Source organism: Saccharopolyspora sp. NPDC003752, from assembly GCF_053605825.1.
The window spans coordinates 157,625-171,046 of the sequence record NZ_JBSGJZ010000018.1 but is presented as its reverse complement, the minus strand read 5'-3'; the positions used below and the strand labels follow the sequence as shown (position 1 = coordinate 171,046).

The 13,422-nt window shown below is 68.0% G+C and carries 11 protein-coding genes; 7 read left to right on the top strand and 4 right to left on the bottom strand.

Annotated elements, in window-relative coordinates; genetic code table 11:
• Positions 1-144: 144 nt before the first annotated feature.
• The 4 genes from ACWEV3_RS23840 to ACWEV3_RS23825 all read right to left on the bottom strand — a co-directional run bounded on the left by ACWEV3_RS23840 (position 145) and on the right by ACWEV3_RS23825 (position 3,998).
• On the bottom strand, positions 145-297 hold the full coding sequence (locus ACWEV3_RS23840; RefSeq protein ID WP_452616041.1) for a hypothetical protein: 153 nt from the start codon (positions 295-297) through the stop codon (positions 145-147).
• Positions 298-913: 616 nt separating this feature from the next.
• Positions 914-1,369, bottom strand: a complete 456-nt coding sequence (locus ACWEV3_RS23835; protein WP_452616040.1) for a VOC family protein — start codon at positions 1,367-1,369, stop codon at positions 914-916.
• Positions 1,370-1,541: 172 nt separating this feature from the next.
• On the bottom strand, positions 1,542-2,906 hold the full coding sequence (locus tag ACWEV3_RS23830) for a phenylacetate--CoA ligase family protein (RefSeq protein ID WP_452616039.1): 1,365 nt from the start codon (positions 2,904-2,906) through the stop codon (positions 1,542-1,544).
• Between the two features lie 78 nt (positions 2,907-2,984).
• Complete coding sequence (locus ACWEV3_RS23825; protein ID WP_452616038.1) at positions 2,985-3,998, bottom strand: chitinase; 1,014 nt, start codon at positions 3,996-3,998, stop codon at positions 2,985-2,987.
• A gap of 485 nt (positions 3,999-4,483) precedes the next feature.
• Between ACWEV3_RS23825 and ACWEV3_RS23820 the strand changes: the two genes are divergently transcribed.
• From ACWEV3_RS23820 to ACWEV3_RS23790, 7 genes are read left to right on the top strand one after another with little or no spacing between them, the layout of a single operon-like run.
• Positions 4,484-5,569: a Gfo/Idh/MocA family protein gene (locus tag ACWEV3_RS23820; RefSeq protein WP_452616037.1), complete on the top strand. Its 1,086-nt coding sequence runs from the start codon at positions 4,484-4,486 to the stop codon at positions 5,567-5,569.
• Positions 5,566-6,675, top strand: coding sequence for a DegT/DnrJ/EryC1/StrS family aminotransferase (locus tag ACWEV3_RS23815; RefSeq protein ID WP_452616035.1), 1,110 nt, complete (start codon positions 5,566-5,568; stop codon positions 6,673-6,675). The genes ACWEV3_RS23820 and ACWEV3_RS23815 overlap by 4 nt, the downstream gene beginning before the upstream one ends.
• The gene (locus ACWEV3_RS23810) at positions 6,672-7,583 is read left to right on the top strand and encodes a hypothetical protein (RefSeq protein WP_452616034.1); all 912 of its coding nucleotides are present in this window, start codon (positions 6,672-6,674) and stop codon (positions 7,581-7,583) included. The genes ACWEV3_RS23815 and ACWEV3_RS23810 overlap by 4 nt, the downstream gene beginning before the upstream one ends.
• A complete protein-coding gene (locus ACWEV3_RS23805) occupies positions 7,580-9,190 on the top strand; it encodes a lipid II flippase MurJ (RefSeq protein WP_452616033.1) in 1,611 nt (536 codons plus the stop codon). The genes ACWEV3_RS23810 and ACWEV3_RS23805 overlap by 4 nt, the downstream gene beginning before the upstream one ends.
• Positions 9,187-10,635, top strand: coding sequence for a hypothetical protein (locus ACWEV3_RS23800; protein ID WP_452616044.1), 1,449 nt, complete (start codon positions 9,187-9,189; stop codon positions 10,633-10,635). Before ACWEV3_RS23805 ends, ACWEV3_RS23800 begins: the two co-directional genes overlap by 4 nt.
• On the top strand, positions 10,583-11,323 hold the full coding sequence (locus ACWEV3_RS23795) for a sugar transferase (RefSeq protein ID WP_452616032.1): 741 nt from the start codon (positions 10,583-10,585) through the stop codon (positions 11,321-11,323). The genes ACWEV3_RS23800 and ACWEV3_RS23795 overlap by 53 nt, the downstream gene beginning before the upstream one ends.
• Positions 11,320-13,359 (top strand): GNAT family N-acetyltransferase, encoded by a 2,040-nt coding sequence (locus ACWEV3_RS23790; RefSeq protein ID WP_452616031.1) that lies wholly within the window; start codon positions 11,320-11,322, stop codon positions 13,357-13,359. Before ACWEV3_RS23795 ends, ACWEV3_RS23790 begins: the two co-directional genes overlap by 4 nt.
• The last annotated feature ends 63 nt before the right edge of the window (positions 13,360-13,422 follow it).

The window sequence follows — 13,422 nt, the reverse complement described above, 5'->3', positions numbered from 1 at the left end:
CTGGCTCAGTTCCAGCAAGGCCAGCTTCGGTCCACGACCATCACCCATACCACACCCTAACAACCTGACAACGAATCAACGACTCAGGACACTAGCTAGGAATTGGCTGATTTGGATGCGGTCTCTGGGAGTACTAGGGCCTGGTTACCAGCCGCCCCAGCCACCCCAGCCGCCGCCCCAGCCCCAGCCACCCCAGCCCCAGCCGCCCCAACCGCCCCAGCCCCAGCCGCCCCAGCCCCAGCCGCCCCAACCTCCCCAGTTGGTGCGCTGACGACCGAAGACAGTGCTGATCTTCATAGCGGTTCCTCATCATCGCTGTTGGGTGCAATGAATGGTTTCAGCGGATCTCTGGTTGAAAATCGTGCTGTGCGCAGTGACACAACACCGGGCGCGCTCCTCTGATGGCGAATGGCGGGAGTGCGCGATTATTCCCCGAGCCATCGGCGGAAAGACATCGCCGATGGCTTTCATGTCCTGCGTTTTCGACGGTAGTGCCGGACTCCGGTGAGAAAAAGGGGACTTTTGTCCCGCCCACGTTCCGTGGCCACCGAGCAGTCGGCGGGCCCGCTGATTCACCGACGCGAAGGAAAGAGCGCTGCACTACGAACAGTCGGTCACCAGAGGCGACATCGCCGATGAGGTTGCCGAACCACAGCCAGGCGACCCGAAACTGCGGGGCTCAAATCGCTCGTGCCGCGCGGGTGATCCCGAGAACCGCCTCCACCGTGGTGGACGAGCTTGGCCTCCCGACGACCGACGACACGCACCGACGGGGCCTCGCGGGCAGCGGTGCCGTCCGACGTCCGCCGGCCCGAACGCGGTGGGGGAGCACCCGCTGGGTCAGGCCCAACGCGGTGTTGCAGATGTTGTTCCGGCGCGCGAGGCGCGTGCATGCTTGGTCGCAGCAAGAGGATCAGCTCGAAGGGGCGGGCCGGTCGGCGAAGACACCGTGCAGCATTCCGGTGGCCTGTCCGATCTCGATGAGGTACCCGTCCGGGTCGCGGAGGTAGCACCGCAACTCCGCCTTGCGGTCCTTGGGCTCTGTCAGGAATTGCGCGCCTTTCGCGCGGGCGTCGGCGTAGAACGCGGCGATATCGGCGACTCGGATGTTCAGGAACGCCGACACCGGGTCCCCGGGCTGGGGCGGGGTCAGGCTGATGTCTGGCTTGTCCGGTGTGGGTCCGCCTCCGGGGTTCATGATGATCCAGCTGTTGGCGATCCGGACGGTGGTCGGGTTCTCGGCCAGCACGACCTGCCCGCCGAAGATGTCGGCGTAGAACTCTCGCGAGACGCTGACGTCACGCACGGTCAGGAAGTGCGTCACGACCAACCCCTGCTGCGGTGCGGGGAAATCGTCATGGTCCGTCACTGGTGTCTCCTAACGATCGTTTGGCCGCGACCGCCGGCGCGGCGCTCGTAGAGCAATGACCGTCCTGCCGCTGCCCACCGCCTTTCATCTTGGGCTGCGTTGCCGAGGTGTGCGACTGCTCTCGGATGCCTGACACCGCAGATGACGAAGTGGGGCGCAGTGCGCGACGAAGTCACGCCGAGTCGAAGGTCCGCACGACTACGCGGTGTTTGCCGCCCGAAGTGCGTTCCATCGGCTCGTCGGTCGTCAGGTCGATGTCGACTGCGCCGCCCACCAGGCGTCGAACTTCGCCGAGTATCATCGAGCGCTCATCCGCCTCGAAACCCGGTTCGACATCGAGGCGCACCAAGACGCGACCGGGCTCCGGCTGGACGAGCTGGTAGCGACGCACGTGACGGGCATCGAAGAAGCACTTTCCGAGCGGGTGCATGGAAACGTGCTTGCCGTTCGGCAAGTGCAAGCTGTCGCCCTGCCGACCGACCACCCGCTCCAGGAATGTGCCTTCCGTGCCACACGGACATGTCGCCGCGCCGAGCACGGCCCGGTCCCCGATCCGGTATCGCAGGAAGGGCAGCGCCCGGGCGTGCAGGTTCGTCACGACCACGTCACCCTCCTCGCCCGGTCGACACCGGCGGCCGGCGTCGTCGAGGATCTCGACGATCGATACGTTCTCGGCGAGGTGAAGCCGACCGAGCGAACATTCTTGCGACATGATGCCGCCGTCGTTGCACCCGTACTGGTCGCGCAGTGGCGCTTCGAAGGCTTGCTCGATGCGCTCGCGCCAGGTCGGGAACAACAGCTCGGCCGTCGTGACGATCGCCTTCGGCGGCGACACGCGCACACCGGCTTCCAGCACAGCGTCGGCCATCGCTGCGACATGGCTCGCGTACCCGTACCAGAGCACTCCCCGCGCGCGCCCGGCCGTGAGCGCGCGTTCCAGGCTCGTCTCCAGGTCGATGTGGCATCCCGCCGCGGAGACCACGCGCCCCTCCAGGAGCGAGCGCAAGCGAGACTTCAAACCCTCGCTCGCGGACTGCAACGAGGGTGGAGAACCCACCATTACCAGGCGGTCTCCGTAGCGGTATCCGGTGCGTTCCCAGAAGTACAGGTTCGCCGCGTAGATCTGCGTCCAGGCGCGCTTGTCGAGCGGGTACTGGAACGGGTCGCCGGTACTGCCACCGGTCTTCTTGGCGATGTGCGGAATGTCCCGCCAGCCCCGGCTCAAGAAGTCGTCCATGCAGGACCGCATCATCGCCTTGTCGATCACGGGGAGCTCGGCGAGGTCCACGTCATCCACGTCCCGCCCGGCCAGCACGTCGCGGTAGTACGGCACCTCTTGCTGGGCGTGCCGCAAGACAGCGCGCAACCGGTCCCGTTGCCAAGATCGCCGCTTTTGCTCGGGCCACGTGAAGAACTCCGGCAACCATCGGGCGGTGCTCAGATAAGGTGCCCGCACAACGGGCTCCACAACGCGGCGCGTAACGGCAGAGACCACTCGCGGGCGCAAGGCGGTCTGCAGACGGAGCAGAGACATCATCCGGCCTCCCGGGCTGTTCGATCAGCAAGTCTTCGTGACACGGGCAGATTCGGCTCTCTGGTTCGCGGACCGGACCGATCAGGGCTCCGCGGACCGGTAGCGCGCTACGACCCTGGTGAAGTCCCAGTCGCGCTGGGGGATCCCGCTCCCCGCGTCATGACTCGGGTCGCCGGGACGGTCGCGGTTGACCGCCCAGAAGGTGAACCGGCCGAGGCGTCGGTCGTTGGCGTAGTCCAGGAAGTTGTGGAAGTCCGCCAACCGCACGGTTTCCTCAAGACCACCGTTCTTGGACGATATGCCGGCCTTGTGGTACGCCGCTTCGATCGGAATTGCGAAGGCGTCGGCGATCTCCGACGCGAGCCCGTCGGCGGCCGAGATCGTATCGCGAGTCATGTCGGTGCCCCCGAAGTTGAACGGCATGATCGTGAAGACGTCGACGTTGGCGCCGAGCTCGTGCGCCCGTCGGATGAGCCGTTTGCCGAGGTCGCTCGGGCCGGTGCGTTCCGTGGGGAACGTCAGGATCGTCTTCAGTTCGGGGTTCCGCTGCTTGAGGATCTTCAGCGCGCCGAGTTCGCGGTCTTGCGCTTCAGGGGATTTGAACTCGCCCTTCTCGATGTCGACGTCGACCGCTTTGAGCTGGTAGGCGTCGATGACCTTCTGGTACGCGTTCGCCAGGGACTGCTCGTCCGGGCACACCTCGCCCAGCTTTCGCCCCTCCTGGGCGCTGCCCCCCATGGAGACGACGACGTCACCACCCGCGTCGCGGATTCTCTTGATCTGAGCGGCATCGTCTCCGTCCAGCGGCCGTTCGCCGTCCCACGCGGGGTCGCAGCCATTGCCGGAGAGGATGAAAGCAAGGGTGAACGCCTTGACGCCGGTTTCCTTCATCACCACAACCGGATCAGGAGGATTGCCCCACCCGAAGAAAAGATATGGTGACGAAGTCACCGTGGCCGTGGTCCGGGGCACGTTGTCGTTGTGCGTTCCGCACGAGATGAACGCCCAACCGATCACGAGGGTCAGGAAAAGCGCGCGCATCTTCGGCATGATTCGATTCTCGCCTGTCGTCATGGGGGTCGCCTGCCGCGTCACCGCATGGACGGTCCGGTAATCGGGGGTACTCTTCGGTGGTTCCGCCGACGAGCCGGCCAGTGGATGTGCCGCGCTAGCGTTCGCGGAAGTCGAGGTCGAACGAACGTGCGCCATGCGGGATCGGCGACGCCGGCGGCAGCTCGATGTAACTCGATCAGGCTGCGATTTTCATTTTCCAGGAAGTGGATCTGGTTCGCCCACGCAGGATGTGTGCGCCGATTCCGTGAAGATGGCTCGTCTTCCGTCGTCGTGGTCACTTTGCGCGCCCGCGGTCAGGCGTGCAGGTGACGGCGCTGCGTCCCGATCAGAGGTTCGCCTGCTCGTGGACAGACAGAACCGCGCTGACGCTGTGCGACAGATCGGCGGAGCATCCACTTTGGTATTGCCAGCCAAGCAGATCTCCGCATGACGTTCAACGATGGCTCACCGGATCCCTGTTGCGTCCCAACTGGTTTCTGGAGGCTTGCATGGATCGAACGGACAGCATGAGCGTTGCAGTAGTGGGTTACGGCTACTGGGGTTCCAAGCACGTGCGCGTTCTCAGCACGTTGCCCGGCGTGGAGGTGGTGGTCGTCGACCGGGATCTCGGGCGGCTGGCAGAGGCCCACCGCAACTTCCCGGCGGCGGGCACGGCGTGCGAGCTGGACGAGGTTCTCCCCGACGTGCACGCGGTGGTGGTGGCAACTCCACCGTGCTCGCACGCACAGATCGCGCTGCGCTCCGTGCTCTCGGGAAAGCACACCCTCGTCGAGAAGCCGCTGGCGACTTCGATCGAGGACGCCCGAAGACTCGTCGATGTCGCCGATGAACGTGGCGTGGTGCTCATGACCGGCCACACCTTCGAATACAACGCCGCCGTGTGGAAGCTCAAGGAGATCATCGATTCCGGCGAGCTGGGGCGGGTGCTCTACATCGACACCGCGCGGCTGAACCTCGGTCTCTACCAACGGGACGTGAACGTCATCTGGGACCTCGCGCCGCACGACCTCTCGATCATCTCGTTCCTGATGGGCGAAACTCCGGCGTCGGTCACCACGTGGGCCCATCATCACGTCGACGGACGACACGCGGACGTGGCGCACGTGCGCCTGGAACTGGAGAAGTCCGGGACCTACGCCTTCGTCCACGTCAGCTGGCTCAATCCGCAGAAGGTCCGCCGCGTGACGGTCGTCGGCGACCGGAAGATGGCGGTCTACGACGACACTTCCGATGAGGACCGGATCCGCGTCTACGACATCGGCGTCGACTCGCACGGCCTCGACGATCCGGCGGACGCGTACGCGATGCCGATCACCTACCGCTCCGGCGACATCGTCTCGCCGCACGTGGCGTTCCGCGAGCCGCTGCTCGTGCAGGACACCCATTTCATCGAATGCGCACAAACCGGCCGAGTTCCCAACACCTCCGGTCGGCGCGGCCTGGAGATCGTCCGGGTGCTCAGCGCGTCGGACCTGGCACAGGTCACCGGTCGGCCGGTACGGGTTCTGGACGTTCCGGCACAGCGCTCCGCCGATGACGTGGAACCCCCGCAGCTGCTCGCGGAGCCGGCTTGCGGGGAGGTCGTGCAATGAACGGGAACACCGGTGCGGTCCCCTTCCTGGACCTCGTGGACATCAACGCCGACCTCCAGACGGATCTGGAGGTGGCGTGGAAGGCGGTCCTCCAGCATGGCCGGTTCGTCGGCGGGCCGGAAGTCGAACGGTTCGAGACGCAGTTCGCCGCGTACTGCGAGTCGCGCAGTTGCGTCGGTGTCGCCAACGGCACCGACGCCATCGAACTGATCTTGACCGCGCTGGGCATCGGAGGCGGCGACGAGGTCATCGTCCCGGCGAACACCTTCGTCGCCACCGCGGAAGCGGTGCGTGCGGCCGGGGCGCGACCGGTATTCGTCGATGTCCGCCCCGACACGCTGCTGATTGATCCCGCGGCGGCAGCTGCGGCGGTGAACCGGCGTACCGCCGCGATCATCGGGGTTCACCTGTTCGGCCAAATGGTCGCCGTGCCGGCGCTGAGCTCGCTCGCTGACCGCTGCGGTCTCGCGTTCATCGAGGATGCGGCACAGGCGCACGGAGCGCGCTACAGCGGGCACGCCGCCGGAAGTGTCGGCCGCGCCGCCGCTTTCAGCTTCTACCCCGGGAAGAACCTCGGCGCACTGGGCGACGGCGGCGCCGTCGTCACCAGCGACGTCGAGCTGGCCGACCGGGTGCGGCGCCTCGCGAACCACGGTCGAGCCGCGCACGACCGGCACCGCCACGAGCTGCCAGGCCGGAACAGCAGGCTCGACAGCATCCAGGCCGCGGCGCTGTCCTTGAAACTCCCGCGGCTGGACTCGGACAACGCGCGTCGGCGCGAACTCATGCGCCGGTACCGGGAATCGCTGCCGGTGTCCTTCGAGCCGGTCGCCGTGGACCCCGCAGCCGAGCATGTGCACCACCTCGCGGTGGTGCGGACGTTGCGGCGGGAACAGGCGGGTGCGGCGCTGTCCGCGGCCGGTGTGGGGTGGGGCGTGCACTACCCGGTTCCCTGCCACCTGCAACCGGCTTTCGCCGGATGCGGCGAACGGCTTCCCGTCGCCGAGGAGGCGGCCACGCAGATCTTGTCCCTGCCCATCTCCCCGACGCTCGACGACGGCGACGTCGTACGGGTTTGCGACGCATTGCGAGGTGTCTGGCCTTGACCGAAACCCAACACTCCAACAGCGAACCGGTCAACGCTCAGCGCTTGGACGCCGCACAGGTGAGAACCGGTGCCGCGCCAACCAGTCCGCTCCACGGCGCTCGGGAAGACCGGCGAACCCCGCCGCCCGGGCCGGAAAGCCGGGCGTGGTCCGCACTGCTGGCCAACAAGCGGCGACTGCTGGGCGTATCCCTGCTGATCGTGCTGCTCGGCGCCGGCACCGCATTCATCGGGGCCCTGGTGTGGCCGCCGGTGTACGCGGCGCGCGCGCAGATCCTCTTCGAGATCGGAGAGGAGAAGTCGACCGGATTCCTGCGCGAGGACCGGAGCCTGACGACCCAACTGGTGCTGCTGCGCAGCAGGCAGGTGCTGGGGCCGGTCGCCGCCCAGGAGCGGCTTCCGGTGGAGGAATTGGAGAAGATGGTGACGATGTCGCTGCTGGACAGCAGCGAGGTCCTGCAGGTGGAGGCCAGGGCTGGTGCCCCCGACGTCGCCCTGCGCCGGACCCGGGAGATCGTCGACCGCTACCGGGACGTGGCGCGAACCAACAGCGAGTCCGGAGTGGACGGTTACGTGCTCGGGAACCTCGCCGATGTCCGGGCGCAGCTGGCCGAGGCGAACGCGCAGGTCTCGCGGGAGCGCGCAGTACCCGACTCGTCCTCGCTGGCCGCCGCCGAAGCTCTGGCGCAAGGCCTGCAGCAACGCGAGCAGCAGTTGCAGTCGCAGCTCGACCAGCTCAGCATGACCCGACTCGCGCGGTCCGAACCCAAGGTCGTGGTGCCGGCCTACTCGGTCACCGACCCCGTCAGCCCCCGCCCCATGTTCGCCACGGCAGCCGGAGCGGTCGCCGGACTCCTGGTCGCAGCCGTCACCGCTGTGCTCCTGGTCCGCCGGTGGAGCGCTCGGTGAGTGCTCGCTCCGTGCTGCGCGCCGGCCTGTCCCGGCCAGCCGCCAGGAGAACGGTGCGGCGTTCTGCCGCCGTCTCCGGCGGAATCCTCATCAGCCGACTGACCGGGCTGGTCCGGGTCGTCGTGGTTGGCGCGGTGCTCGGCCCGACCTACTTCGCGAACGCGTTCGTCGCCACGAACATGGTCCCCAACCTGACCTACAGCGTGATCGCGGGGCCTGCGCTCGCTCTCGTGATCGTCCCGACCGTGGTGCAGGTGCTCGCGCGCGGCGGACCAGACGCGGCGACCAGGCTGCTCGGCCGGGTCAGCGGATTCCTGCTGATCGCTTCCGCAGTGCTGGCCGGCATCGTGGCGCTCTCCGCGCCAGTGCTCGGATGGTGCCTGAGCCTCGGCATCCCGCAGTCCTCGCTCCGGGAACAAACCGAGCAGACGGCAACAGTGCTCGTCCTGCTGGTCGCCCCACAGGTCATGCTCTACACCGCGGCCGCGCTGGGAGCCGCTGCTCAGCAGGCCCGCGAACGCTTCACGTTGGCGGCCGTGGCTCCCGCGGCGGAGAACGTGGTGCTCATCGCCGCCGTGGTCGTGGTGGGTGTGCACTGGGGGCCGGGCCTCGATGTCGCGGAGATCACGGCTGGCCCGTTGGTCGTTCTCGGGCTGGGCAGCACCCTTGCCGTGGCGGTGCACGCTTGCCTCCAGCTGTTCGGGGCGTCCCGGGCGGGGCTGCCGCTGCGCCCGTCGTTGCGCTGGCGACCGGACCCGGAGGTGGCGTCCGTCCTGCGACGGCTGCGCAATTCGATCAGCCTGCCCCTCACGCGATCGGTCGCGCTGTACGTGCTCCTGGCCGCCGCGTCGACTGTGCCTGGCGGAGTCATCGTGGTGCAGAGCGCCTACACGGTCATGCAGGTCCCGACCGCGTTGGGGGCACGGGCGGTGTCGACCGTCGTCCTGCCCGGGATGTCAGCCGCAGTCGCACGCGACGACCACAGCGGTTTCGCCGCGTCGTGGCGACAAGCCCTGACGCTCGCGTCGATCACCAGCCTTCCGCCGCTGCTCCTGCTCGCCGCGCTCGCACACCCGGTGGCGAGCATGCTGGCGAACGGGCAGTTGCACTCGGACAAGCTGATCGACCAGCTCGCGGCCTGCCTCGCGGTGATCGCAGTCGCCCAGTTCGCGGCGAGCGTGCACATGGTCGGCCTCGATGCGCTGTTCGCGCAGCTGAACACCCGCTGCCCGCGGCTGGCCAGCTACGCACTCCTGGCCGCGTCGCTCACCGTCACCGTCGCCGCACTGCTCGTGCCGGACGACCAATCCCGCTTGGTCGTGCTGTGCGCGGGCCTGCTGGCGGGTGAGCTGGCCGGAGCGGTGACCGTGCTCGTCGGTCTGCGAGCCGCGTTGCGGCCCGAACGCTGGATCGACCACGCGCAGATCGCGCGGGCTCTTCTCGCTTGCGTCTCGATGGTGCCGATCGTCGCTTTCGGCCGCTGGTTTCTGAGCACCGGCGAGATCAGCCGGGCTGGAGGTGTGATCGCCCTCGGCGCGTGCGGACTGGTGGCGATCGCGGTCTACGCCGGGGCGGTGCGCATCAGCTGGATCGGACGATGCCCATGAGCGTTCTGCTGCGCCGACGCGACGAGATCTCCGGCGGGATTCCGGACCGCGCGGAAAGCCTGCTGATAACCCAGGCCGCCCTGTGCGCATCGCTGGCGGGGCTGGCCGTCGCCGTGGCAGGGCCGCTGGGCGCCGGACTGCTGGTGGCCGCAGCGCTGTTCGCCGCGGCGGCGTACCGCCCCGTGTTCGCGACCTATGCCTACCTGCTGACCCTGCCGTTCCTCGCGGGTATCGACAGGGGCACGCTGGTGCCCGGAGCCCGGCCGAACGAGGCGTTGTTCGCCGTGCTGGTGGCCGGGGCGTGTCTCGGTGGCTGGCTGCGGTTGCTACGTGGTGACCCGATCCCGCTGCGCCTCCGGCCGCTGGACGTTCCGCTAGCCGGTTTCGTGGTGCTCAGCACGGCGTGGCCGATCGCGTCGATGATGCTGCGCGGTGCCGAACCACACGGCTCCGATCTGGTGGCGCTGCTGCCGGTGTGCAAACTCGTGGCGCTGTTCCTGCTCGTCCGGTTGACCGTGCGCACCGAGCAACAGCGGCTCCGCTGCATCCGCCTGGTGGTCTGGCCGACCGCTGGGTTGTCGGTAGTGGCGATCTTGCAGACGCTGGGTGTCGAACCGGTGCTGACGTTGCTGAGCGCGTTCTGGCATGCGAGCGCGAGCGAGGCCAGCGACCGCGGCACGGCGACGTTGGGGTCCTCGATCGCGACCGGCGATTACATCACCGTCGGGCTGGTACTCCTGCTGTACTGCGGCACTCGCGGAATCCTCGGCAAGTGGGAGCGGATCGGGCTCGGTGTCCTGCTCGGTGCCGGTGTCCTCGCGAGCGGGCAGTTCTCGACCTGGATCTCCGCACTCGTGGCCGGGGTGCTGATCCTGCGCCGCTATCCGCAGGCCCGGCGGCAGGTGGCCAGGTTCCTGCCGATCGTGGGGATCGCAGCGCTCGTCGGCGCGCCCGCGTTCCTCGGCCGCATGGCGGACTTCACGCAGGGCTACACCGTGCCCCGCAGCTGGCTCGGCCGGTGGGACAACCTCACCACCTTCTACGTGCCGCAGCTGGCGGACGGGCACTTCGTCTTCGGGATCTCGCCTGACTCGGTGCTCACCGCACCGGAGACCTGGCGGGACTTCATCTACCTCGAATCCGGTTACCTGTTCTTCCTCTGGGTCGGCGGGATTCCACTGCTGATCGGGTTCGTCTGGCTGTCGGTCGCGGTGCTGCGCGGGGCCAGGCGGCTGGCCCCGCGTCCCGGCTCGGTGGGGGCGTGCGCGGCAACGCTCGAGGTCGCTTGGTGGATGGTCCTGATCCTGTCGCTGATCGACATCCACCTGGTGGTCCGCGGGTTCGGCGATCTGCTGTTCGTTCTGCTGGCGATCATGTCTGGGAGGCTTGGTGATGACGAGCACGGCACTCAAGATCCTGCTCTCGATCGGTCTCGCGCAACATAGGAGACCGACACCGGCGGTGCGGGCGCAGCGCTCACCGGAACCGTTGCCGCCGTGCGGTCGGCGACCTCGGTGGGAGCGGTCCGTGGTGCGCGGGATCGACGTGGTCGGTGCGGCCGTCGGGTTGGCTGTTCTCGCGCCGCCGATGCTCATCGTCGCCGGCATCATCCGCCTCACCAGCCGGGGCCCGGCGCTGTTCCGGCAACGCCGGGTCGGGCAGGGCGGAAAGCCGTTCACGCTCTACAAGTTCCGCACCATGCGCCTGGGGTGCAACGACGAACCGCTGCGCGACATGATCGCGCGCGAGTTGCGCGGCGAGGACACTTCCGCCGACGGCAGCTTCAAGCTGGACCGCGATCCGCGCATCACCGCGGTTGGCTCTTGGCTGCGGCGCACCAGCCTCGACGAGTTGCCGCAGCTGCTCAACGTGCTGCGCGGTGACATGGCGCTGGTCGGCCCCCGTCCGTGCCTCGAGTGGGAGGCCGCGATGTTCCCACCGGAGTTCGCCGAACGGAGCGCGGCGAAGCCCGGGCTGACCGGGCTGTGGCAAGTCAGCGGCCGCAGCACCATGGGCACCTTGGACATGCTCCGTCTGGACATGGTGTACGTGCGGTCCCGCAGCCTGCAGACCGACCTCAGCATCCTCGTCCGAACCCTGCCGTCGATGCTGCGCGGGGACGGTGCCCGATGACGACGCTCTTCGTGGCGACCACGGGCGGTCACCTGGCCCAGCTGCACAGCCTGTCCGAGCGGATTTCCGAGGACGGTCCGGCGGTGTGGGTGACCAGCCGCAACGAGCAGAGCACGTCGATGCTGGCAGATCGGGACGTCGTATACGTTCCACCGGTCGGATGCCGCAGCGTGCGGGGAGTTCTGCGGTGCCTGCCGATCGCGCACCGGCTGTGGCGTGCCCGGGGCATCACCCGGGCCATCTCCACCGGTTCCGGCATCGCACTCGGTTTCCTGCCCTACCTGGCCGCGCGCGGCGTGGAGTGCCACTACATCGAAAGCGCCGCAAGGGTGAACAGCCCGTCGTTGACCGGAAAACTGCTCCGCTGGGTTCCCCGGGTCCGGGTGTACACCCAGTACCCGCACGCTGCCGGCCACGGCTGGCGCCACGGCGGCAGCCAGTTCGACGTCTACCGGGCAACGACCGCAGACCGCCCGCGGGGAGACCGGTTGCGCGTGGTGGTCACGGTCGGCGCATCGACGTACCCGTTCCGCCGGATGATCGAATCTCTGGTGCCGCTGCTCGAACCGGACGGTGCACTGCACCAGGCGACCGGTCTGCCGGTCGAAGTTCTCTGGCAGACCGGTCCGGCGCCGGTGGACGACCTGCCGATCCAAACCAAGCCGTACCTGCCGATCACCCAGCTCGCGGAGGCGCTTTCGTCGGCCGACGTGGTGATCAGCCACTCCGGCACCGGGTCCGTGCTGCTGGCGTTCGATGCGGGGAAGGCGCCGGTGGTGGTCACCAGGGAACGCCGGTTCGGCGAGGCGATCGACGACCACCAGCGCCAGCTCGCGACCGAACTCGGTCGCCGCGGCCTGGTACTGCACCGGGAACTCGGCTCCATCACCGTCGATGACCTGCTGGCAGCGCGGTCCACGGCGGTGGGAACGCTGCGGGAGCCACCGCCGTTCCAGCTCTCCCGGACTCCTGCGAAGGCCCTGATGCGCAGCGCGACACCCGAAATCGTCACCGTCGACCCGCGGAAAGACCCGCGATGGGCCGAACTCGCAGCTGGTCCGCAGGGCAGCGTGTTCACCTCCCAGCCGTGGCTGGAGGCACTGTGCCGGACGTACGGTTTCACCCCTGAAGCTCGCATCGCGGTGGACGCATCGGGAGCGGTGGTCGGCGGCTTCGCCTGGGTCCGCGTCCACGACATCCGCGGCGAGCGGCTGTGCAGCCTGCCGTTCTCGGATTGGGCGGACCCGTTCGCACCCGACGAGGCTGTCTGGCACCGGCTCACCAACGGGATCGTCGACCAGGGCCGCCCCATTGCGTTGCGGTGCTTGCACTCCGAAGCCCCCGTGCGGGATCCGCGGCTGCGGGAAGCGGGCCGGCTCGCCTGGCACGCGACGCGGTTGGACGCCCCGCTGCCCGAACTCCACCAGCGGATCTCCGCCAACGCCCGCCGCAACATAGCCGCAGCCGAGCGGAACGGCGTCCGGATCTCCGCCGACACCGGGGTGGAAGCGCTGCGGGACTTCCACCGGATGCAGGTCCGGCTGCGCAAGCACAAGTACCGAATGCTGGCCCAGCCGATGGAGTTCTTCGAGAACATCTGGGAGCAGTTCCACTCCGACGACTCGGTCGTGACCATGACAGCGCGCGTGGGCGACGAAACCGTCGCCGCCGCGGTGTTCCTGCAGTGGAACGGCGTGCTGCACTTCAAGTTCGGTTCGTCATCGCAGGACCGGCTGCAACTGCGCCCCAACGACGCGATTTACTGGGCCGCGATCCGCTGGGCCGCGGATCGCGGGCTGCGGCTGGTCGACTGGGGTGTTAGCGACCTCGACCAGCCTGGGCTGCTGCGCTTCAAGCGGAAGTACGCCGACGACGAGAAGCAGGTCGTGGCCTTGCGCTCACAACGCGGATCATCGACTGAACGTTCTGAAGTGGACGATCTGCTCGGCGAGATCACCGGTCTGCTCACCGACGAATCCGTCTCCGATGACATCACCGGGAAAGCCGGCTCCCTGCTCTACCGGTACTTCTGCTAGGAGGCTCCATGCAGCGCGATGATCGATCAGCCGTGAACACGCAGCGTGCCGTCGCACCTCCGC

What these genes read in the sequence shown, in the direction of transcription:
- ACWEV3_RS23840 (WP_452616041.1), bottom strand. Translation starts at nt 297, where the DNA reads ATGAAGATCAGCACTGTCTTCGGTCGTCAGCGCACCAACTGGGGAGGT.
- ACWEV3_RS23830 (WP_452616039.1), bottom strand. Translation starts at nt 2,906, where the DNA reads ATGATGTCTCTGCTCCGTCTGCAGACCGCCTTGCGCCCGCGAGTGGTC.
- ACWEV3_RS23820 (WP_452616037.1), top strand. Translation starts at nt 4,484, where the DNA reads ATGAGCGTTGCAGTAGTGGGTTACGGCTACTGGGGTTCCAAGCACGTG.
- ACWEV3_RS23815 (WP_452616035.1), top strand. Translation starts at nt 5,566, where the DNA reads ATGAACGGGAACACCGGTGCGGTCCCCTTCCTGGACCTCGTGGACATC.
- ACWEV3_RS23800 (WP_452616044.1), top strand. Translation starts at nt 9,187, where the DNA reads ATGAGCGTTCTGCTGCGCCGACGCGACGAGATCTCCGGCGGGATTCCG.
- ACWEV3_RS23795 (WP_452616032.1), top strand. Translation starts at nt 10,583, where the DNA reads ATGACGAGCACGGCACTCAAGATCCTGCTCTCGATCGGTCTCGCGCAA.
- ACWEV3_RS23790 (WP_452616031.1), top strand. Translation starts at nt 11,320, where the DNA reads ATGACGACGCTCTTCGTGGCGACCACGGGCGGTCACCTGGCCCAGCTG.